We start from the raw sequence: 18984 nt of genomic DNA on the forward strand, positions 1-18984 counted from the left end.
GTACACCAGCATCCCCCGGGAGGGATCGTGAGCCCGCAGCGCCGCCCGCAGGCCCGGGAGCTGCTCACTCGCCAGTCGGAGCGCATCCTCGCCACCCGCTACGCCGGACAGGTGCGGGCCGTCGTCATCGAACGTGCGCTACGGCGCATGGCGGAAGCCGACGAGAGGCGCCAGCGGAAAGCCATGCGGCCGGCGGAAGCGTCGTGACCGCCCTCACCGCCCGGCAGCGCGAAGTGCTGCGCCTCACCGCGGCCGGCCTGTCCAGCACCCAGATCGGCCGGCGTCTCGGCATCAACGGTCGCACCGTCGCCCACCACTTGAGCAGCACCTACCGGGTGTTGGGCGCCCACGACCGGGCCCACGCCGTCGCACTCGCCATCCACTTCGGCTACATCACGCTCGCCGAACTCGCCCACATCGCCAGCAAGGAGACCGCAGCATGACCAGCGAACAGCCCGAACCATCCATAGACGAAGAGCAAGGCTGTCCCGAGCCGCCGTCGGAGCAGGAGATCCGCGAGCAGGCGGCCCGAGATGCGCAACGCCCCGACCCGCGGCAGCCCGCCTACGACGCCGTGTACGACTACATCCGGGGGCTCGGTCTGTACCTGCCGCCGAGCGCCGCCCGCCGAAACGCGATCATCTGGCGGGCCGTTCACGCAGCGCTCGATGCCACCCCGACCGGCCGCTGCATCTCCAGCCACTGCGTGGAAGGCGACCACATCCTGCCCGTTGAGGAGACCGCCGCATGACCGAACCTCAGCTCGCACCGGCCACCGCGGTGTGCCGTAACTGCGGCGACCCGATCACCTACGGACCGTTCTACCCGGACGCATACCCGGGTCCGAACCCGCCCGTCTGGCGCCATGACCGCGGCGACGGCATAGGCGCCCAGATCTGCGCCACACCGCACCTCAGGGCCGAACCCGCCGCATCAGCCCCGGAAGACGTGTTCGCCCGCCTCCACGCCGCGGCAGCCCGAGCCGAAGCAGCCGCTGGGCTCACCGACGTCGAGGAGTGCCGCATCGCCCACAGCGGCCGGGCCAGCGGACTACGGGAAGCGTTGCGGATCATCGGCGAACAACCCCAAACAACCGCGAACAACTCGCCGACCAGCACCGATGCGCCGAACAATCCGCTGCGCGAGCAGTACGCGGCCGTCATCCGCAGCGAATGCGGGAGCCGGTTCGGGTACGTCACCGAGCAGCTGCTCGCCGTCCATGAACGCGACACCGCGCAGCTGCGGGCCGAACGGGACATGGCGCTGAAGGCTGCACGCGAGGCGCGGGGAGACGTAGCCCACGACGCCGGCCCGTCCGTCGCCGAATGCCGCGACCAGGATCGGCGCTGGGACGTCGAACAGGCAGGGGAGTGACCATGGACCCGTTCGTCCCGCTCGGCCGGGTCGTCGACGACCAACAGCGGACCTGTAACTACTCGCCCAGCAACAGTCGGGACACCGACTGCGGCGCCGACGGCGCGTGGCACGTCATGTGGAATCCCCAGGCGGAAGTCAGCTTCGCCTGCGACCCGCACATGGCTGAGGCTCGTGCCCGTTTCGTGTTCGTCGGCGCCCACCCCGTCGGCCCCGACTGCGGCATGCCCGGCGCCCTCTGGGACATCGACGAAAATCGGTGCGTCCACCCCGACTCCCCGGCCGCTGAAAGCGCAGAAGCCTCCGCCCCGCTACATGTCCAGGAGCTGGTGTGACCCGACCGAAGCCCGAACCGCCCTGCCCGCAAGCCTGGCAGCACGCCAAGGCGCCCCGCGCCTACGTCGCCTGGCATGTGTGGGCCGAGCAGGTGGGTCGGACGCACGACCAGCACCGATGCTCGGGCTGCGGCCTCTATCGGATTTGGACCCGCCGCCTCGACGCACCCGGCCTGCCGCCCATCGAGTACCGGTTGATGCACAAAGAGTGCCTGTGCTGCGACGGGGAGCAGCTCGGCTGCGACTGCCGGTGGTGCAAGCACAACCTACGGATGCTGGCCCGGCGGACGGCGGCCACATGAGCATCTACCAGCTCGACGTCCCTGAGCTTCGCCGCCGCCTGGACGCCCAACGGCTGGAGCGGGGCCTGACGTGGCAGCAGCTAGCCGCCCTGGTCGGCGTATCCCCGTCGACGTTCTCCCGCCTCGCCGACGACAAACGGCCCGACGCCGACGCACTGGTCACGCTGCTGGTCTGGCTCGACCTGGACACCGACATCGCACTCATGATCAAACCGAAGGAGACGCCGTGAAGCTCCCCGGCCGCGCATGGATCGCCATCCACCGCACCCAAAACCGCTGGCACGACCTGCTCGCGATACTCGCCGGCTACTGCAACGACCGGCCACAGAAGACCGGCGTGCCCGGCGAAGGAGGCGGCTATCGCGACTGGCGCTGCGCCCTCAAGCGCCGCCACAACGGCATGCACCGCACCGGCAACTACGTCTGGGAACACGACGGCAAGGTCACCTATCTGCCCGCCCCGCACGGCAGCGGCAAAGAAGCCCACCAGCCCCGCAAGTGGCGGCGCAACATGACCCCCACGATGCGGCAGGCCCGCAACTGGCGGCGCTGGGACGCACAGCAGTCCGCCGCACGGCGCGAACGGCTCCGCGCGCAAGGTCTGCTGTGATCTACCGCCTGCGGCTCCTGTGGGCGCTGCTCACCGGCGGCCTCCCGCCCTGCTGCAGCGGCTGCGGACGGTACATCGTCACCGTCGCCTACAGCAGCAGCATGTCGGCGCCCGTCGACCAGCCCGAATACCGGCACTACCCCGACTGCCCGCCAGCCGAATACGCCGACCGGACCGGGCGGCGGTGACACGGCGACGCCCCCGGCGGTCGACCGGGGGGGCGAGGGGCCAGTTGGAGCTACGCCTGCTGTTGGGCTTTGCAGCGCTCGTTGAACTCTCCCACTGTGGCGGGGTCGCGCCGCATGGCCGCCATCAGCTGGTTCTTGCGGAACCGCTCACGGCCAGCCTCCAGAAGCTTCTCGTGGCCGTCACGCGGCACGACGAGGCGTTCCGCTACAAGAAACTCGATGACGTCCTCAAGGCAAGGGCGGAACCGCTTCCCGCCGACCGGGAAGTGCAGTTTCGCCAGCGACCGGCCCGTATCGCACTTCGGATCATTGAGCGCCGTGAGCAGCTCTGACGATGCATCGACTTGCAGGTGAGCGTCCGGGTAACCGTCAGCCTTGTCCCGCTCGTAGTCGTAGTGGAACAGCCCATGCTTGGCGCCCGCTGACCCGAACAACCCGACGAACGACTGCTGGACCATCAGGTGCTCGCGCTCGGCGTCCAGCCGCAGTTGGAAGCTGATATCCATCCACAGCTCAGCCTTCGGCGCCCGCGGTTTGAGGCGGAACCGCTGGGCGGCCATCGTGTCCCTCGTCAGCAGGTGACCAAGCATGAAAAGGCGGTCGTCGTTCCTGGAGAGCGCGACCGCCTTTATCTGGACGTGACTGGCGATGGTGCCGTTCAGGAGGGCCTGGATCTCCTTCCCGAACTTGTTCGTCCGGTCACGAAGCTTGTCAGAGATCAAGTGCGCCGCCGATGGTCACCCAGAGCGAGTGCGCCTGCGCGGAGCTGAAGTCGCGCCGGCTGGCCATGTCGTGGAGCTGTGCGTAGGTGATGCCGAGCCGGTCCAGTGCCGCGTAGGCCGCCTCGCGGAACTCGGCTTCTGACAGTTCGGTGATGATGTCTTCGTCGTGGTCCGCGGCTCGCTGCTCTTGGATGGTCACCTGAATCGCCCCTACCCCCCAGTAACTTTCTCGATGACGGAAGTGTCCCTCACGGGTCTGACACTGTGGCGCAGGCCACACGTCCGGGTCCAGTCAGAGGACACCCCTGTCGGATTCTTCCCACTGGAGCGTGAACTGCACCCGCCCGAGTGGCCCTCCAGTACGGATTCCGACCGGCCAGCGTTCGAAACGGAGATCGCCGCCGCAAGCGCACCGACGCCCCCTTTTGTCGACGACGACGCCGGGCTGGCGAGCGCCATCCTCATCGACGGTCAGGACACGGCCGACTTCCGTGCCCCCAGGCCGCCCGCATCGATCACATGAAGATGGGAGCCCTCCTACCAAGGGCTCCCACCACCTTCCCGTGCCCTCTGAAAGGTGAAACACGGTCACGACTGACGCTGTCAGATCGGGGAGCCCACCCCACGCCGACACGATCATCCCGATAACGCAGTCCCTCAATCGGACGCAATTTCACCGCACTGCAGCGCCCCGACGTACTTGAAGTCTCCCGTCAGCCTGCCAGCCCTCGCGCGCGCCCGCGCGAACAGCGGCGGGAAGCGAGGAAGCTTGTCCCCTTCGAGGATTCGAAGTGCGGCCGAAACTTGACCATCGATGGGCTGGCAGGCCCTGTGGCGATCAGTGCGACAGGACCCCGTCGAGGTACTCCTGGACCGGGCCATACACCCCGCCCGGCACGTACCCGGACAGCCGGCCGACCGGCGCCCATGCGACCTCCGCCACCTCCCGCGGGCTGGCCGCATGCGCGTCGCCCGACAGCAGCCGGCAGGCGACGTAGACCACTCGCCAGCCCGTCGCCGGATGGATCCGGCTGCCCAGCGCAACCAGCGGCTCGACCGTGACGCCAGCCTCTTCCTGGGCCTCCCGGGCAGCGGCCTCGGCTGCCGTCTCGCCAGGCTCGACCTTGCCCGACGGGAACGACCACAGCAGGGCGCCGGCGGGGGAGGCGCGGCGGATCAGCAGGGCACGGCCAGCCCGCACAATCACCGCGCCAGCGACGACGGGGGATGTCACAGCCGCGGCCCCTGCGCCTCCCACGCCGCCTGCACCGCAGCAGTGAACTCCTTGAACGTCTCCCGCTGCCCATACGAGAACATGATCGTCCGCGGGTTGCCAGCCACCGCCTGCTGCTGAGCCTTCGACACCACCCGCAACGGGCCCGCATCAGCCGCAGTCTGCAGATGCACGTAGCCGTTCACCCAGCCGGTCGGTTCCACGACATTGACCGCCACCACCGCTGCCAACAGCACCTCGCCGCTCCGGTTACCGCCCAGACGGGCCAGCCGGGAACGCTTGAACACGACACGATCCGGAAAGACGGTCGCGGTCGCCATGTGGCCTTTGTAGGACTGCGGTTCGGACGTGGGCGCGGGCTTTGAAAGGTCCATCCGGGCAGTCTGGCGGCAGACGGAGCGGCGGGGGAGAGGAACGACGAAGGCCCCGCCCAACGGGCGGGGCCTTCCGGCGCGCTCGGGGCCGGCCTACACGGCAGGCTGACCGCTCCCCGGGCACATCTCGCGACTGCCTTGCGGCTGATGCGGCGCCACGGGCTGGCCAGGCTCCGCGCCGCCATAGGCGCCACAGACCGGGCATGCGGCCGAACACTGGACAGGATCGACGTGATCACGCATGAGAGCTCCCTCTATGGCGGATAGCGCCGGACCCATCCACCGTGCAGCCGCCGTCAGGGGCGCAGGAAGGGCTCAGATCAGGCGCACATAGGCGCGCTCACCGTTGTGGAACAAGACCGTCAAACCCGGCTCCGACTTCTTCGGCCGCGTCGACCAGACTTCCAGCCGCTCCACGTCCGACGGCTCCGATCCGCCGATCACGCCCGCCAGCCAGGCATCCGCCGCGCCGTCAGCCGGGGCCGTCGTGTAGGCCGGCGGGCCAGCCGTCACCGGTGCTGTAGGCGTGTCGTGCTTTGCCCCGTCCGCCAGCTGGCCAATGATCTGCCAGCGGTACTCCTTGCCGCCAACAGTGCTGGCCAAGGCGTAAGGATGCTTGCCGCCCTCCAACACCTCCACGCGCTGCACACCAGGAGTGTTTTTCAGCAGGTCAACCAGGTAGTCGCGGAAATCTTGCGGTCGCATTAGTGAGGTCCTCTCGTGGCGGCGTGCGCCAGTTTAGGGGTGGACGGGCAGACGGGAGACGGAAGGGCAGGTGATACCGGCGAGGCGCCAGAGAAGGCGCTACAGAGGCCGACTAACGCGGGAATCTGGTCAGCCAAACGGGCAGCGGTTTGTCGTCGCTGCGGTAGTGCTGCAGCGCGTACTTGAAGCTCAGCAGGTCCACCTCGCGCACCGACTGCAGCGCTTCGGGATCCTCCCTGCCGAGCTGGGTGAGGGTCTTCTGCCGCTGCTGCCGGTAGATCTGCGGGCGCTTCCGTTCGAACTGCAGCAGCAAGCGGCGAAGCCGGTCGTCGTCGAGCTTGTCGGCCGCGTCGTACAGCCGCTTCAGATCCGGCGGCAACTCGCGCTCGCGCGCAACCTCGCCCGCACGAGCGGCAGCGAGTGCGGAGGAAGATTTGCCCGCTTCTTCTTGCTGCTGGTTCGTCTTGTAGGAACTCGTGTTGTTAAAGAGTTCCTGATCTTCGGGGCTACTGAAGTCTGGTGGTCCTGAATCCTGGTGGTCCTGGGGACCCGTACCTCCAGCGCGATCTGCATAGATGGGTTGATCGCAGATGAACGTCTCGGTGCGCCATCGCTGGCCTCCCGGAGCCGGGTCCTTCACCTCGACGCGCTGATGCTTGAGGTAGCCCTTCCGCTCCAGCTCCTGCATTGACTTCCGCATGGCGTCCCGGCCTTCGACGTCCGGATCTCCAGCCTTCTTCGCCTCGTCCATCAACTGCTTGAACGTGATCCGGTAGCCGTCCGGGTAGCTGAGCAGATCCACAAGCAAGCCCTTGGCGCGCCAGCTGAGCCGGCGGCCCTGCGCCGTGGTGTTCGCGACCGGCACCCAGCCGTCGTCGGGCATCGTTCTGCGTACTCGCATCGCTACGCCGCCCGTCGACAGGGCAGGGCGCGGCTGTGTACCTTCAAGGAGAACTCCTGGATAGAGCGGGCCGCATACCCGCTGATCTACGAACGGCCGGACGGGTGCGAACCGTCCGGCCGTCGCGTTTGCCGGGTTCGCCTTAGCTGGCGATCGACCGCTGGCGGTACTCCGCGCGGACCTTAATCAGGCGGGCATGCGTCTCACGCATCTGATCCAGTCGCTCGGCGAGCGTGCGGATGACCGTCTCCAGCCCGTCAGGGTCGAGACCGTCGACGAAGTGGTCGTCGACCAGCTCGATCACGGCGAACGGCAGCCGATCCGCGATCTTCGGGGACCACGGCTCCACCTTGATGACGGTGGACAAGATGCGGAACTCCTCCGGCTTGCCGTCTGCGTTCACCGGCAGCGTCATGTCCTCCGCCAGCGTCCAGCACCAGATGTCCTCGGGAAACACGTCCCGGCCCATCTCGTGGCGGTGGTCGATGGTGCAGCCCTGCATGCAGGTGACGGCCATCGGCTCGCCCGTCCGGCGGTTGATGAACGACCACGTGCGAGGCCGCGTGGCCTGCGGCACAGTGCTCTGACTGGGGACGTTGGGCGCAGGCGTTGCTACAGTCATGGACGGAACTCCGATCTCGAAGGGTTGGGTTTCGTGATCAGCGAGTGGCAACTCGCTTTGATCTTTACGGCCGGGCGGTGGCGACCGCCCGGCCGTCGTGTTGCGGCTACTCCATGTCCAGCAGGGGACTTTGCACGGGCGAGGCGACATCGGGGGGAACGTCGAGGGCGACGAACCGGAGCCTGGGCCTATTCCGGGGCCCAGCCTTCACGCTTCCGATCTTCTGGAACGCACCCTTGGCGACAAGCCGGCGGGCGTAGAGCCTGGCGGTCCCAACGGGGATCTCTGCGCGGTCGGCCAGCTCGTGCAAGGTGAACGGCTTGTCGCCGAAGATCTCTCTGGCCATGGGATGCAGGTACATCGACCGAAAACGGAGCCCTGCCCCGAGTCGCACGTTGTGGGATCCGTTGTGTAGCGGGCGCTCGTGACGGATGGCGGTAATCTCCGCCGCCTCGGCCTCGCCGCGTGTGTCGCACCATTCGGTGTGGACGACGCGCACCAGGTGCCACCACACGTTCTCGTTGATCCGCGCCTTGTGCGCGTGGTCGGCCCAGCGATTCTGCGGATTGTTGGTGATGCCGACGTACAGCAGCCTGCCCTCGTCGTCGAAGAATCGGTACAACAGAGTCCGGACCTTGTCGGGCTCGTGGAACTTGATGTACGGGATTCGCAACGCCGGGGCTGGCGTCCGCGGTGGGGTTTGGGGCATGCCGCTCCTAACTGAGCGTGTGGCGTGCGCCACTCTCACGACACAGAACCGTAGAGCTTATTCGCTCTTGTATCAAGCCCAAGTGTCCCGGTATGCAAAACCCCCGGCTGGAGGCCGGGGGCGCGTAAGCAGGGGCCGTTCAGGGGCAGTCGACGCTGTACGCCATCTTGTAGCGGTGCGCCGGTTTCGTGAGCAGCGAGACTTCGATCGGCCGCTGCTCGTCGCTGTAGACCACGCGGAAGATCTCGATCACCGGAACGTCGCGCGGGATCTCGAGGTGTACGTACTCCTCCGTAGTGGCGGGACGTGCACCAAGTACGTCGTCTTGCGAGCGAGTCGGGTACCCCATCTCCTCGAGCAGGACCGGCGATCCGCCCGGGATGAGCCTGCGATCCTCGAGGCGCGTGCCGCGCGCCAGCTCAATCGGATAGTACGAGTGCACGAGTTCGGCCGGCTTGCCGTCGAGGTAGCCGATGCGGGATCGCAGCATTGCCGTGCCGTCCTCGTCCAGGCCGAGAGCGAGGCGCACCTGCTTGGGCGGCTTCACCTCGCCAACCTCGAGCATCTTGTATTTGCCCCGCTGCTGGTTCCGTGTGGCCTCAAGTAGCCAGCGGTATGGCTGTCCCGGCTCCGACGGCCGAAGGCTGTGCGCCGGGCGGATGGCTTGAGCGCCCTCGCCGCGCACGAATACGCCGACCCCGGTCTTGCCCTCGAGGAGCTTCTCGTCCTTGAGGACCTGGAGGGCGCGCTGGATGGTCACGTTCGACGTGCCGAACTGCGTCCTCAACTTTTCGTTCGTAGGCACTCGGGCTCCGGGCTCCCAGTCGCCAGCCATGATCAGCTTTCTGATCTCGGCAGCGATGCGCTCCCCGAGGGGGCGGTTGTCCTCGTGCGGCTCTGGCATGTCAGTCGACCTCGATCTCGTAGTGGAGGCGTCGAGGCGCCTTCATGACCATCAGTTGCACTTCGAATGGGGTCCCGTCTTCGGTGGACGTGGTGCGTAGCAGGGTCAGAACACTTGAGCCCTCGGGGAGAGCGAGCGCGGCACGCTCGAGGTCGTCGGCCTCACGGAACTCAAGATCCTCGGAGAGGTGCGTGGCGCGGTAGCCGAGTTCGGCCAGCAGAGTGGGTACGCCGCCTTTGATCTTCTTCGTCTCGAGGAGCGCCGTGCCGCGTGCGATCTCGAGCGGGTAGTAGGAGTCGGCGAGTTCGATCGCGTCTCCGTCGAGCAGGATGACCCGACGGCGGACGGCTACCTTGTCGTCGACCGCCAGAGAGAGGGCGGCGGCGACCTGAATCGGTGGCGTCACCTCGGCAACCTCGGCGAGCCGTTGGCCTCCCCGGTGCTGCGCTTCCGCGCTCCAAGCGTCCGGTTGTCCCTGCTCGCGAGGCGTGACGTAGGCGAGCGAGTCATTCCGCCGCTGGTTCTCGGCCATCTCTTGAACTCCCCCTCCACTGCTGATGCTCGTTCTGACCTCCCAACCTTAAGCCCTTGATGATTACAGATGTCCGTGACCGTGTGGCCAAAAGCGTGCCGCGAGGCTTGCTACTTTAAGTGTCGAGGTATTAACGTCTGCTGACAGATGCGAAACCGCGATTCGGAGGCGCAATGCTGCGAGTTCGTGACGTCGCCGTGCACTTCCGAGTGCATCCCGCGACTGTCTATCGATGGATCCACCAGGGCTTTCTTCCTGCCTTCAGGAACGGACAGCCCTTCAAGCCCGGAGACGGCGCGACCGGCGCCCTCCGCATCCCTGAGTCCGTCCTGAATTCGACGGAGACCCCTGAGCCCACCTCGGAGGTGGCGTAGCCATGAGCACCGCAACCCCGATTCAGCCACCCCCCACCGCTCCGCTCCCCGCCCCTGCCGTCGCCGCCCTGGCTCGCCTGGAGCTGAAGCTCACTGCTCCGGCTGCCGTGGTCCGCGCCGTGACGGTGTACGAGGTCGCGACGGCCCGCTACGACGAGCTGATCGCCCACCCCGCGTCGACACTGTCGGGCGCCGAGTTCGACTCGCTGACGTCCGCGCAGGACAGTCTGACGGAGGCGTTCACGACTCTCGCCGAGGCTGGCCGCCTGGACCTGATTGCCCCCGCGGAGATCGCGGGCCGGTACCGGCTGGCGTCGTTGGACTGTCGCCGCGCCGCCGCCAAGCGCAACTTCGACGGCTGCCTCGCCGCGCAGGACGAGATGCGGATGTGCCGCTGCCAGCTGGCCTCCGCCGGCCGCCTCGACTTGATCGGGGTGGCGTGATGCTGGCCGCCGACGAGCACGGCAGGACCAAGGACAAGCTGCCCGAGCGCCCCCGCGGCCCGCACCCCTACCCGACGGCGGTGCAGTGATGTCCCGCGAGATCCTCGCCGACTTCCCGGCTGGCGGCCCGCGCGGCTCCTGGCCGGCGGAGGAGGCAGCGCAGCAGCTCCGGCAGGCCGGTACTCCGGCGACCGTTGTGATGGACATCGACCGCGACCTGTTCCTTGTCGTCCCGGAGGCCGAGCAGTGACCGGCGACGAGTCGTGGATTCTGCACCAGTTGGATGCCCGCGCCGCGGCCGAGTTCCTTGCCGCTGTGGCCGGGCTGGTGGAGGCGTATCCGCATCCTCTGGGTGCGTCGCTGCGGCTGACGGTGCAGCTCGCCAACGGGGACATCGCAGGGTCGGTGGCGGTCGATCCGACGAACCTGGCCGACCTCGGCTTCCATGCCGCCAGGCGGGCGGCCGGGCCGGTCGAATCGGGGCCGCCGCCCCGGCTGGCACCGGTCCGGCACCTCCGGCCGGTTCCCTAAGCGCCGCGGGCTGGCGGATGTTCCGGTTCCCCCCGTCCCGCCAGCCCGCGGCTTCCAGTTCCGCACCTCTGCCCTAACTCCATCCCGGCTCGACCAACCGAGGAGATCCGCTATGTCCGCAAGTGCTCAGACCGTCCCGTCCGTTACTCCGTGGCCCGAGGGTGTCGTCGCCCGCTTCGTGACTGTCGGCGGGGCTCTCGTCGATGTCAGCCACGACATGCACCTCATCGTCGACACCGAGCCGAACCTCAGCATCGCCCGCTGTGGAGGCGCAGGCTGCGACGCCACCCACAACGAGGAGTGGCGCGACTACAGCTACCGCGTCGACAACGGCAGCAGCGGGGCCGACCGCGAGGCCTCCAAGTGGGCGCAGTCCCACGCCGAGCAGTGCCGCGCCCTGCCCCTTCCCACCGCCTGACCCCGCTTCACCCCCACTTGTTCCTGCTGATCCGAAAGGGATCCCCATGTCTCCGTACCTGATTTCCGACGCCGATCTGGCCGCCACGACCGAGCTGGCGAAGCTGCGCCGGGCGCGTACCACGGTCGCCGACGCGATGACCGAACAGTTCGGCGACGACTTCACCCGCGCCCTCTACCGCGAAACCACGTATGCGGTGCCGGACTCGGAGCGGAAGACGTGCCCCGTCCACCAGGACTGGCGGACACACTGCCACGACCTGCACCTCAAGGCCGCCTGACCCTCGCACGGCTGTGGCGGCGCGCGGGAGCGCCGCCACACCACCCCGGCTCTGGCCGCGCCAGTCGCTGCCCCGCACACACGGGTTGGCGTCGAGCACGACCAGCACCAACCCAAACCGACAACCGAGAGGACAACCGTGCTGAAGCTGTTTGAGAAGGGCGACCAGGTCGTCGTAGTCGAGTGCGAAGAGCGGCGCTGGATCGGCCAGACGGGGACGATCGCCGATTCCGAGCCGCACCACATCTACGGCTGGCGGGTTTCCGGGATCGCGGATGGCCGCCTCCGCTTCCACAGCCGCCAGCTCCGCAAGGCCTGACCCCTGAGTCCGTCGTGGCGGTGGCTTCCCCCGCCGCCACGGCACCCAGCCCCGGACCCGGTCACCACGGACGTAGCCGCGAAGGCAACCCGGGGCGCGCACCGACAACCCATTCACCGATCCGAAGGAGACCGTGATGAAGGACCGCAAGTACACGTCCGCCGCTGACGCCATCAAGGCTGCGCAGCAGGGCCTCGCGTGCGAGATCGAGGCGCTCCGGCAGGGCGACCAGGGGCTTGCTACCGGCTGGTCCATCGTCGAGCAGACCGCGTGGCAGGACTTCCTGGACATCACGGAGGAGAACCACGACCGCAGCAACGGCAAGGGCTGAACGTCATGGCCGCGTACACCGTCGCCGAGGCCGCCTACCTGCAGTACACGGGCGACACCGGCACCGTCGTTGAGGTGAACGTCACCGTCGCCGCGGTGTGCCGCGGCTGCGGCCACGGGACTAGCCGGGTCGTCATGGACGAGGACGAGCTGGAAGCGGCGCTGGAACCCGCAAGCGTGTGGGCGTCCGGGCACGCCGACGAGTGCGGCGTCCGCCACCTGAGGGCGGTCTGATGCCGACCTGGATCTTCACCGCCACCTCGCGTACCGGCCGGCCCGTCAATCCGATCACCGGGTCGCCGACCGACTCGATCACCGTCTACGACCAGGCCGACCTCGACCGCCGTGTGGAGGCTGCCCGGACCGACCCGCGCGACCTGGACGTCGACATCCAGCGCATCGCCTAACCCCCCACCGCAAGCTACCCCGTACCCCCACCAAGTCCTGGAAGGACAGCCATGAGCAGCGGATACGTCTCCTGGGAGGAACGTGACGCCGGTGTAGCCAAGACCAAGGCGGAGACGGCCCGAATCAAGGCCGAGGCCGACGCTGCCGCGAAGGTCGCCGAGTCTGTCGCCGCCAAGACCGAGACCGACAAGCTCACCGAGCAACTGAAGCAGACCAAGATCCGCAACCAGCTTGCCGGAGTCCAAGAGGCCGCCAAGGACGACAAGGCGGACCGCAAGGCGCAGCGGCGCGAGAAGCGCGACGAAGACGGCGCCACCTTCAAGATCCTCGTCAACGTCGTCATGACGCTCGGCCTGCTTGCCGCACTCCCCGCCCAGATCAGCTACTTCCTCGGCCTGCACCGCAAGGACGACCAGAACCCGGGGCCGGCGTGGACGCTCGCGCCGATCCCGTTCTTCCTTGAACTCCTCGCCTGGGTCGGCGTCATGGGTACCCGGTGGGCGCACCGCAAGGGTCTGCCCCGCTGGCCGTTCTGGCTGATGACTGCCTCGCTCGCCTCGCTCGCCGGCTACATCAACTTCGCGCACGGCGTCACCGAGTACGGGCCGGTCGCCGGCTACGCGCTCGCCGCCACGTCGGTCATCGGCCCGCTACTGGCGGAGGTCCGCCAGTTCCTGGAGTCGAAGGCCGCCGAGGACGGGCGCGACCTGAAGCAGCGCGCCCACGACCGACGTGCCGCCCGCGAAGAGGCGAAGACGCAGCGGGAGCGGGAGCAGGTCGAGAAGACCGAGGACGAACGCCGCCGGAAGCTGTTCACGGACGAGTTCGCCGAGTTCGAGCGGATCATCGCCGCGCATCCGACGGGCGCCATCGACCGGACGTCGGCGTGGGCGCAGGCGTGGGAGACGATGCACGGTCTTCCGCTGTCGGTGACGGCCGAATCTCTCGCCTCCAGGGAGGCTGCCCGCGAGGCCGTCGAGGCGGTCTGGGAGGACTACGGGCGCAGCCCGGAAAGTGTTGCCGTCGACCTGTGGCTCGCCGACATCTTCGGCTCGAACCGCGGCGACGACGGACCCACAGGGGCGCCCGCAGGGGACAGCTCTCACGGACCCGCGGGGGGAGGGTCACGGGCCCGCTCCGCGAAGCGCTCCGAGACGCGTACACCCCTTGGGGGTAAAGGGAAGCGGTCATCCGGCCGACCCGTCGATCCCGACATGGAACGGCCCCTCGAAGACGCCGACTTGGAGGCCGTCCGCAAGCTCGCCGAAGCGCTCGGCGGAACCGATCGACTCTCCGCACGCAACGTCCGCGAAGCCGTCGGCTGCCGCACCAAATACGCCATCCGACTCCGCGACGCGGTAAAGGCACGGCCCGACACCAGCGACTGATCCACAACCCTCAACCAGGAGACCAGAAATGAACGCCACCATCCGCCACATCGCCGTCTCGGGCAGTGCGCTTGTTGCCCTCCTCGGAGGCGCCGCCGCCATCACCACCGTCACCGCGCAGCCTGCGTCCGCCGCCGACATGGAGACCGCCATCAACCGGGCCACCGGAGCTTCGGTGAACATGCCGGACGGGCGCACCCTCCACGTCCGCGGCATGGACGCCGCGTCCTACCGGGCCACCGACGAGCACACCCGGACCGTGATCCTCGCCGCCGCCAAGTCGGAGGACGACCCGAATATCGGCAACGGGCTCACCCCGGACAACGGATCCGGGGCCGCACTGCAGAACCCGAACCAGCCGAGCATCAACGGGCAGGTGCCTGCCAACACGTACAACCCGCAGCAGGTTCAGACGCAGGCGGGCGGCGGGACCATCAGCCTCACCGTGGCGATCGGCCTGGCCCTGCTCGCCATCGTCATCGTCATGGTCAAGAAGGGGCACGTGAAGTTCGCCCAGGCATTCGCCTGCGTCGCCCTCGGCGTCTACCTCGCCCCCACCTTCTTCGGCCCGCTCATCCAGCAGCTCGGCGGATCCGCCGCCACCGGACTCGGCAACGTCTGGGCCGGCTTCTAAACCACTCGCCATCCGGGGCCCGCACGCCGTGGGCCCCGGCCAATCCCAGGAAGGAAAGGCCAGTGGCCACCGAGATCCCGCCGCGCCCCGACTACGAACCTGAAGTGGCCGCAGCCTCGATCGAGCAGGACGAGCCCACCCGCGGCGAGCAGATGAAGACCGCGTTCGCCGTACAGCGCGGCCACGCCACCGCCCGCACGAAGGAATGGCTGGCCACCGACGACATCGACGACGCCGAGATCATGCAGATCGCGGCCGAACGCAAGCAGCGCAAGCACGACGAGAAGATCGCACGCAACCAAGGCAACGTCGCCGACCTGCATGCCCGTTTCGCCGTAGCCAAAGCCCAGTTCGAAGACGACGACGAAGGCATCAAGAGCCACAGCGCGCTCGCCAGCTACGCCAGGCGGCTCAGCGTCGAAGAGTCCAAGCTGCAAGCCCTCCAAGCCCAGCCGGTCATGCCGCCCACCGATCGGGAGATCGCCAACACTCGCACCGGCAAGAAGGCTGGCAGGGTCGGCCTGCTTGTAGTCGGGAGTCTGGGATCTCTGTCCGCGCTCGGTGCAGCCCTGAGCGAGGCCGTGCAGGGGCAGCCGCTGCTGCTCGGCGCGATAGGGGCCGGTGCCACCTGGGGCTGGTACGTGATCTCCCGGCCGTTCGTCAGCGGACAGGCAGGCGAGGCCCCTTTCGCCCTGGCCCCGGCCCTGCCCGCCACGTTCCAGGCGGACCCGGCCGGGGGAGCGACGCCGATCGTCGGCGGGAACGTCGTCATGTCCGTCAAGCAGCTGCCCGAAGGCGCCAAGCCGTACCCGATCCGGCACGCCCGCACAGCTGACCAGCTCGCCCAGTGCGTGCTGCTTGCGGCGCGGGCCGAGAACGTGCCGATCGTCGAAGTGTCCGACGTGCAGCGGCAGCCGTGGGGCTGGCAGTGCGTCGTCCGGGTCGGCGAGGGCACCCCTGAGGCGATCATCGAGAAGAGTGGCGACCTGGAGACCAGGTTCGACCTGCCCACGAATGGCGTCCGGCCGCAGCCGCTGAAGGTCCGCCGCGCCTGCGCGGTACTGCGGCTCGTCGACGGCAACCCGTTCGCCTCCGCTCCAGGCCTGTCCTACCGCGCCCCCAAGTCCCTGTCGATCCTGGACGCATTCCGTAATGGAACCTCGGTCGGCGGAGACCCGCTGGAGCTGTCCCTGGCCGGCGTCATGGGCCTGTGGGTGGCGGCCTCGGGCGGTGGCAAGACCGGCATCCTTCAAGCGCTCGCCGAGGGCGTGACAGCCTGCCGCGACAACATCACCATCGACCTCGACCCGTTCGGCGACGGTCTAGAAGATCTAGGCGACGCCGTCCGGATTACCGCCCGCGCGAACGAGCAGATCGAAGCCGTCCTGCTGTTCTTCCTGGTCATGGCCAAGGGGCGGGCCCGGCTGCGAGCGAAGCTCGGTATGGGCAAGAAGTGGCAGCCCAGTCCAGAACGACCGGCTGTCACGATCTTCTTCGACGAGCTCCCGAAGGCCAGCAGCCTGGCCAAGCGTCTGTACAACGACCTGCTGCTCGTCGGCCGCAAGGAGCTGATCGTCGTACAGGCCGCGTCGCAGGGCGGCCAGAGCAGCTACCTCGGCGCCAACATCGCTCAGATGGTCGCCCTCAAGGCGGTCGGACCCTGCAAAGTCGAGGACACCCGATCGGTCTTCGGCGACGGTTCCGTCAGGGAGGGATACCTCCCGCACAAGCTGTCCCCGGCCACCGCCACCGACCCCAAAGACGCTGGCCACATCTTCATCCAGGGTGTCCCCGGCAAGGCCGACGAGCCGATCGAGTACGCGATCCACGAGGTGCCGTCCGACGTCCTGCGGAGGCTCGCGCAGGAGCGACTGGAGGCTGGGCTCCTCGACCCAGACCAGGACAGCCTGGACGCGATGCGGGGCGTGGACCTGCCCGAGTATGTCGAGCCGGAGTACGACAAGGACGGCGACATCAAGAAGCCGGCCCCGGTCGAACTCCTCACCTGGGAGCAGCTGTTGAGGCTGTGCGGCGCGCAGCCAGCCGAGCGTGACCCGCTCGAAGACGGTGCTCCACGTCAGGCTGTCGAGGACTCGGTTGCTGTCATGCAGAAGGCCGACGTCGACCGGATGAAGACGGAGGCGCTCCTGGGCGCGCTCCGCGACTACGACCCGGACACCTATGGGGAGATGGACGCGGACGCGTTGAAGGCGCTGATGAAGACGGCCGGTGCCGGATCGCCGATCACGCTTGGTCCGATCGGTGAGGAGAAGAATCCGCGCGGCTTCAAGCGTGATCGTCTCCGCCACCTGCTGTGACCGTTAAGCGTTATATGTCCCACTGATCGGGCCCTGATCGGCCGCGATCCCCACTGAAACCCGCAGGTCAGAGTCGCTCCCGCTGCCGATCTGCTGCTGATCCGCCACTGCTTCGAGCGGCGCCCGATCAGGCCATCGACGGCACCTGACCTGCGGTTTCTCCAGCCGAGCAACCGCGATCAGCAAGAACAAACCACATCAAACCGGAAGAGAGATCACTCATGGCAGGCAAGACCTGGAAGCCCGGCGACGCGAAGAAGTTCGCCCGTGACGCCAAGCTCGGCGTCACCTACTACACGCGCAACGAGCACGCCCGGAACCTCGGCCCCTACGAGGACACCTACACCTACAGCGAGCACGTCTTCGACTATCGCCGACCGATCACCGGCACCCCCGCCTCGGGGTCCATGGACGCCGTCCAGCTCTGCCAGAACTTCGGCCCGGTTTACGACCGCCCGCCGGCCGGAGTGCGTCCCCTCGCTGGGCCTGGCCGACAGGTCGGCTCGCCGCTCGGCGACGACCACCGCGGGATTCTCGACGAGGACGAGATCCGGGGCCTGGAGAAGCGCGTCGGCGACACCGTCAAGCCATACGGACGCCGCGTCTAACCCCAACCGACAAGCAGAAACCAAGGAGAGCCCATGGCAGCCAAGTCCGACGCCGTCAACCGCTTCACCGCCGCATGGGAGCGCGGGGACGACGACGCCATCAACCGGATCACGATCGAGATCACCCAGAGCGGCAATGACGCCGACGTCGTCGCCATGAGCCGCGTCATGGGCGCCACGACCTACGGCGCCGCCAAGTAGCCAAGCCGGGGCGCCCCTTCCGCCTGCCAGCAATCAGGGGCGCCCCATCCACCCACCACGCGCATGCGCGCAGGAGGCACCACGAACATGACCACGCACGCCCCCGTGCGAGCAACCCCGCCCGTCACCGCCCCCGTTGAACTCGACCTCGAAGCGCGACTCGCCATCGTCGACGCAATCATGGCGGCCCGTATCGACCGGGCCGGACTCGCCTTCGACATCAACACCGCCTACATCCCCGGCGCCGAAATGCCGGAGATTACGGCGCCCCTGCCGCTCACCCCCACCGCAGCGCCCGACCCCTACGCGACGCCGATCGCCGGAATCCTCCACCGGGCCCGCAACCGGATCATGCAGGGCGGATGGTGCCGGGACGCGATCTACGACGAGGGCGGCGCGACCTGCCCCATCCGGGCCATCCGACTTGAGGCGGCCAGTCGAGGTCAAGCCGACGACGCGTGCGTGCTGCTCCTCGACGTCATCCGCGCCGAACTGCCGCACGTCGAAACGATCCCCAGCTGGAACGCCGATCAGGCCAGCGTCGCGCCCGTCCTGCGGTACCTCGAACGCGCCGCCGACCGCGCCCACAGGCGCGGCATCTAAAACCGAAAGGAAGCCCCGTGTCCAACGGCAAGAAAGACGACGCCATTCGCGCCCTATGGGCAGGCCGCACGGCCGAAGCCGAAGCGGCAGGACTCCGCTCGGTGGCGTGCGCCGAGGTCGGCTGTCAGGCCACCGACTACTGCCTCGAAGGCGACATCAGCGATCAGCGGCGCGCCACCCGCTGGGCCAGCAACCACAAACAGCACCTGAAGGGATGACCATGGGATTCCGCCGGGAGACCCGCGACGACGACAACCGTCGAACCAACAGCCTCCTCGACGCCCTCGACCGCGCCAGCGAGATGCGCCCCGACCCCGACGCCGACCTGGACGACTTCGAAACCGTCGTGCTCTTCGGCGTCGGAAACGACCCAACGCAGCCGTACCCTCCCGCTGGCCACACCTACCCGAGAAGGGGGTGAGCCCGTGAACGAGTGCCAGAACTGCGGCGCGCCCGGCGGCTACCCGTACTGCAGCGAAGGCTGCCGCATCGCCGCCAACCCCGAGGACTATCCCGACTACGAAGACGAGCCGACCATCAGCGCCGCCGACTTCGGGCCACTCACCGACATCACCGACCCGTGGGCATCTGACGCCCGCAACCACCGATAGGAGACCG

Annotated in this window: 38 protein-coding genes; 28 read left to right on the forward strand and 10 right to left on the reverse strand. The window is 68.1% G+C overall.

Annotated elements, in window-relative coordinates; translation table 11 throughout:
* Positions 1 to 27: 27 nt before the first annotated feature.
* From JEQ17_RS40910 to JEQ17_RS40950, 9 genes are read left to right on the forward strand one after another with little or no spacing between them, the layout of a single operon-like run.
* Complete coding sequence (locus JEQ17_RS40910) at positions 28 to 207, forward strand: hypothetical protein (RefSeq protein WP_200399948.1); 180 nt, start codon at positions 28 to 30, stop codon at positions 205 to 207.
* Positions 204 to 443, forward strand: a complete 240-nt coding sequence (locus JEQ17_RS40915; RefSeq protein WP_200399949.1) for a response regulator transcription factor — start codon at positions 204 to 206, stop codon at positions 441 to 443. The genes JEQ17_RS40910 and JEQ17_RS40915 overlap by 4 nt, the downstream gene beginning before the upstream one ends.
* Complete coding sequence (locus tag JEQ17_RS40920; protein ID WP_200399950.1) at positions 440 to 751, forward strand: hypothetical protein; 312 nt, start codon at positions 440 to 442, stop codon at positions 749 to 751. Before JEQ17_RS40915 ends, JEQ17_RS40920 begins: the two co-directional genes overlap by 4 nt.
* The gene (locus JEQ17_RS40925; protein WP_200399951.1) at positions 748 to 1374 is read left to right on the forward strand and encodes a hypothetical protein; all 627 of its coding nucleotides are present in this window, start codon (positions 748 to 750) and stop codon (positions 1372 to 1374) included. Before JEQ17_RS40920 ends, JEQ17_RS40925 begins: the two co-directional genes overlap by 4 nt.
* Positions 1375 to 1376: 2 nt before the next feature.
* Positions 1377 to 1709, forward strand: a complete 333-nt coding sequence (locus tag JEQ17_RS40930) for a hypothetical protein (RefSeq protein ID WP_200399952.1) — start codon at positions 1377 to 1379, stop codon at positions 1707 to 1709.
* Positions 1706 to 2011, forward strand: coding sequence for a hypothetical protein (locus JEQ17_RS40935; RefSeq protein ID WP_200399953.1), 306 nt, complete (start codon positions 1706 to 1708; stop codon positions 2009 to 2011). Before JEQ17_RS40930 ends, JEQ17_RS40935 begins: the two co-directional genes overlap by 4 nt.
* Positions 2008 to 2241 carry a helix-turn-helix domain-containing protein gene (locus tag JEQ17_RS40940; RefSeq protein ID WP_200399954.1) on the forward strand — a complete coding sequence of 78 codons (234 nt, stop codon included), beginning with the start codon at positions 2008 to 2010 and terminating at the stop codon, positions 2239 to 2241. The genes JEQ17_RS40935 and JEQ17_RS40940 overlap by 4 nt, the downstream gene beginning before the upstream one ends.
* On the forward strand, positions 2238 to 2621 hold the full coding sequence (locus JEQ17_RS40945) for a hypothetical protein (RefSeq protein WP_200399955.1): 384 nt from the start codon (positions 2238 to 2240) through the stop codon (positions 2619 to 2621). The genes JEQ17_RS40940 and JEQ17_RS40945 overlap by 4 nt, the downstream gene beginning before the upstream one ends.
* Positions 2618 to 2809 (forward strand): hypothetical protein, encoded by a 192-nt coding sequence (locus JEQ17_RS40950; RefSeq protein WP_200399956.1) that lies wholly within the window; start codon positions 2618 to 2620, stop codon positions 2807 to 2809. Before JEQ17_RS40945 ends, JEQ17_RS40950 begins: the two co-directional genes overlap by 4 nt.
* 50 nt (positions 2810 to 2859) lie before the next feature.
* Here JEQ17_RS40950 and JEQ17_RS40955 read toward each other — a convergent pair whose 3' ends face one another.
* From JEQ17_RS40955 to JEQ17_RS41000, 10 genes are all read right to left on the reverse strand, one after another.
* Positions 2860 to 3531 carry a hypothetical protein gene (locus tag JEQ17_RS40955; protein ID WP_200399957.1) on the reverse strand — a complete coding sequence of 224 codons (672 nt, stop codon included), beginning with the start codon at positions 3529 to 3531 and terminating at the stop codon, positions 2860 to 2862.
* Positions 3521 to 3730, reverse strand: coding sequence for a hypothetical protein (locus JEQ17_RS40960; RefSeq protein ID WP_200399958.1), 210 nt, complete (start codon positions 3728 to 3730; stop codon positions 3521 to 3523). The genes JEQ17_RS40955 and JEQ17_RS40960 overlap by 11 nt, the downstream gene beginning before the upstream one ends.
* 639 nt (positions 3731 to 4369) lie before the next feature.
* Positions 4370 to 4789, reverse strand: a complete 420-nt coding sequence (locus tag JEQ17_RS40965; RefSeq protein WP_325176307.1) for an NUDIX domain-containing protein — start codon at positions 4787 to 4789, stop codon at positions 4370 to 4372.
* On the reverse strand, positions 4762 to 5085 hold the full coding sequence (locus JEQ17_RS40970; protein ID WP_200399960.1) for a DUF4429 domain-containing protein: 324 nt from the start codon (positions 5083 to 5085) through the stop codon (positions 4762 to 4764). Before JEQ17_RS40970 ends, JEQ17_RS40965 begins: the two co-directional genes overlap by 28 nt.
* A gap of 369 nt (positions 5086 to 5454) precedes the next feature.
* Positions 5455 to 5844, reverse strand: a complete 390-nt coding sequence (locus JEQ17_RS40975; protein WP_200399961.1) for a hypothetical protein — start codon at positions 5842 to 5844, stop codon at positions 5455 to 5457.
* 112 nt (positions 5845 to 5956) lie between these two features.
* Positions 5957 to 6727 carry a hypothetical protein gene (locus JEQ17_RS40980; protein ID WP_200399962.1) on the reverse strand — a complete coding sequence of 257 codons (771 nt, stop codon included), beginning with the start codon at positions 6725 to 6727 and terminating at the stop codon, positions 5957 to 5959.
* A gap of 160 nt (positions 6728 to 6887) precedes the next feature.
* Entirely contained in the window at positions 6888 to 7367 is a 480-nt protein-coding gene (locus JEQ17_RS40985) for a DUF6907 domain-containing protein (RefSeq protein WP_200399963.1), read from the reverse strand.
* 106 nt (positions 7368 to 7473) lie between these two features.
* Positions 7474 to 8076: a GIY-YIG nuclease family protein gene (locus JEQ17_RS40990; protein ID WP_200399964.1), complete on the reverse strand. Its 603-nt coding sequence runs from the start codon at positions 8074 to 8076 to the stop codon at positions 7474 to 7476.
* A gap of 139 nt (positions 8077 to 8215) precedes the next feature.
* Positions 8216 to 8980 carry a GntR family transcriptional regulator gene (locus tag JEQ17_RS40995; protein ID WP_200399965.1) on the reverse strand — a complete coding sequence of 255 codons (765 nt, stop codon included), beginning with the start codon at positions 8978 to 8980 and terminating at the stop codon, positions 8216 to 8218.
* Position 8981: 1 nt separating this feature from the next.
* Entirely contained in the window at positions 8982 to 9512 is a 531-nt protein-coding gene (locus tag JEQ17_RS41000; RefSeq protein WP_200399966.1) for a UTRA domain-containing protein, read from the reverse strand.
* A 173-nt stretch (positions 9513 to 9685) separates the two neighbouring features.
* Here JEQ17_RS41000 and JEQ17_RS50935 point away from each other — a divergent pair, with 173 nt between their 5' ends.
* The 19 genes from JEQ17_RS50935 (at position 9686) to JEQ17_RS41095 (ending at position 18977) form a co-directional block, all read left to right on the forward strand.
* Complete coding sequence (locus JEQ17_RS50935) at positions 9686 to 9886, forward strand: helix-turn-helix domain-containing protein (RefSeq protein ID WP_200399967.1); 201 nt, start codon at positions 9686 to 9688, stop codon at positions 9884 to 9886.
* A 2-nt stretch (positions 9887 to 9888) separates the two neighbouring features.
* Positions 9889 to 10329 carry a hypothetical protein gene (locus JEQ17_RS41010; RefSeq protein WP_200399968.1) on the forward strand — a complete coding sequence of 147 codons (441 nt, stop codon included), beginning with the start codon at positions 9889 to 9891 and terminating at the stop codon, positions 10327 to 10329.
* Positions 10330 to 10417: 88 nt separating this feature from the next.
* The gene (locus JEQ17_RS41015; protein ID WP_200399969.1) at positions 10418 to 10579 is read left to right on the forward strand and encodes a hypothetical protein; all 162 of its coding nucleotides are present in this window, start codon (positions 10418 to 10420) and stop codon (positions 10577 to 10579) included.
* Positions 10576 to 10860 carry a hypothetical protein gene (locus JEQ17_RS41020; RefSeq protein ID WP_200399970.1) on the forward strand — a complete coding sequence of 95 codons (285 nt, stop codon included), beginning with the start codon at positions 10576 to 10578 and terminating at the stop codon, positions 10858 to 10860. Before JEQ17_RS41015 ends, JEQ17_RS41020 begins: the two co-directional genes overlap by 4 nt.
* A gap of 112 nt (positions 10861 to 10972) precedes the next feature.
* Positions 10973 to 11278 (forward strand): hypothetical protein, encoded by a 306-nt coding sequence (locus JEQ17_RS41025; protein ID WP_200399971.1) that lies wholly within the window; start codon positions 10973 to 10975, stop codon positions 11276 to 11278.
* Between the two features lie 46 nt (positions 11279 to 11324).
* The gene (locus JEQ17_RS41030) at positions 11325 to 11558 is read left to right on the forward strand and encodes a hypothetical protein (protein WP_200399972.1); all 234 of its coding nucleotides are present in this window, start codon (positions 11325 to 11327) and stop codon (positions 11556 to 11558) included.
* Positions 11559 to 11696: 138 nt separating this feature from the next.
* The gene (locus tag JEQ17_RS41035; protein WP_200399973.1) at positions 11697 to 11876 is read left to right on the forward strand and encodes a hypothetical protein; all 180 of its coding nucleotides are present in this window, start codon (positions 11697 to 11699) and stop codon (positions 11874 to 11876) included.
* Between the two features lie 136 nt (positions 11877 to 12012).
* Entirely contained in the window at positions 12013 to 12207 is a 195-nt protein-coding gene (locus tag JEQ17_RS41040) for a hypothetical protein (RefSeq protein WP_200399974.1), read from the forward strand.
* 5 nt (positions 12208 to 12212) lie between these two features.
* On the forward strand, positions 12213 to 12440 hold the full coding sequence (locus tag JEQ17_RS41045; protein ID WP_200399975.1) for a hypothetical protein: 228 nt from the start codon (positions 12213 to 12215) through the stop codon (positions 12438 to 12440).
* The gene (locus tag JEQ17_RS41050) at positions 12440 to 12613 is read left to right on the forward strand and encodes a hypothetical protein (protein ID WP_200399976.1); all 174 of its coding nucleotides are present in this window, start codon (positions 12440 to 12442) and stop codon (positions 12611 to 12613) included. Before JEQ17_RS41045 ends, JEQ17_RS41050 begins: the two co-directional genes overlap by 1 nt.
* Before the next feature lie 51 nt (positions 12614 to 12664).
* Positions 12665 to 14002: a hypothetical protein gene (locus JEQ17_RS41055; RefSeq protein WP_200399977.1), complete on the forward strand. Its 1338-nt coding sequence runs from the start codon at positions 12665 to 12667 to the stop codon at positions 14000 to 14002.
* Positions 14003 to 14030: 28 nt separating this feature from the next.
* On the forward strand, positions 14031 to 14636 hold the full coding sequence (locus JEQ17_RS41060) for a hypothetical protein (RefSeq protein ID WP_200399978.1): 606 nt from the start codon (positions 14031 to 14033) through the stop codon (positions 14634 to 14636).
* A gap of 62 nt (positions 14637 to 14698) precedes the next feature.
* Positions 14699 to 16954, forward strand: a complete 2256-nt coding sequence (locus JEQ17_RS41065) for a hypothetical protein (RefSeq protein WP_200399979.1) — start codon at positions 14699 to 14701, stop codon at positions 16952 to 16954.
* Positions 16955 to 17175: 221 nt separating this feature from the next.
* Entirely contained in the window at positions 17176 to 17562 is a 387-nt protein-coding gene (locus JEQ17_RS41070) for a hypothetical protein (RefSeq protein WP_200399980.1), read from the forward strand.
* 33 nt (positions 17563 to 17595) lie between these two features.
* Entirely contained in the window at positions 17596 to 17763 is a 168-nt protein-coding gene (locus JEQ17_RS41075) for a hypothetical protein (RefSeq protein WP_200399981.1), read from the forward strand.
* 87 nt (positions 17764 to 17850) lie between these two features.
* Positions 17851 to 18366 (forward strand): DUF6197 family protein, encoded by a 516-nt coding sequence (locus JEQ17_RS41080; protein WP_200399982.1) that lies wholly within the window; start codon positions 17851 to 17853, stop codon positions 18364 to 18366.
* Positions 18367 to 18383: 17 nt separating this feature from the next.
* Positions 18384 to 18584 (forward strand): hypothetical protein, encoded by a 201-nt coding sequence (locus tag JEQ17_RS41085; protein WP_200399983.1) that lies wholly within the window; start codon positions 18384 to 18386, stop codon positions 18582 to 18584.
* 2 nt (positions 18585 to 18586) lie between these two features.
* Positions 18587 to 18787, forward strand: a complete 201-nt coding sequence (locus JEQ17_RS41090; RefSeq protein WP_200399984.1) for a hypothetical protein — start codon at positions 18587 to 18589, stop codon at positions 18785 to 18787.
* A gap of 4 nt (positions 18788 to 18791) precedes the next feature.
* Positions 18792 to 18977: a hypothetical protein gene (locus JEQ17_RS41095; protein WP_200399985.1), complete on the forward strand. Its 186-nt coding sequence runs from the start codon at positions 18792 to 18794 to the stop codon at positions 18975 to 18977.
* Positions 18978 to 18984: the final 7 nt, after the last annotated feature.

The organism is Streptomyces liliifuscus, assembly GCF_016598615.1.
GTDB lineage: Bacteria > Actinomycetota > Actinomycetes > Streptomycetales > Streptomycetaceae > Streptomyces > Streptomyces liliifuscus.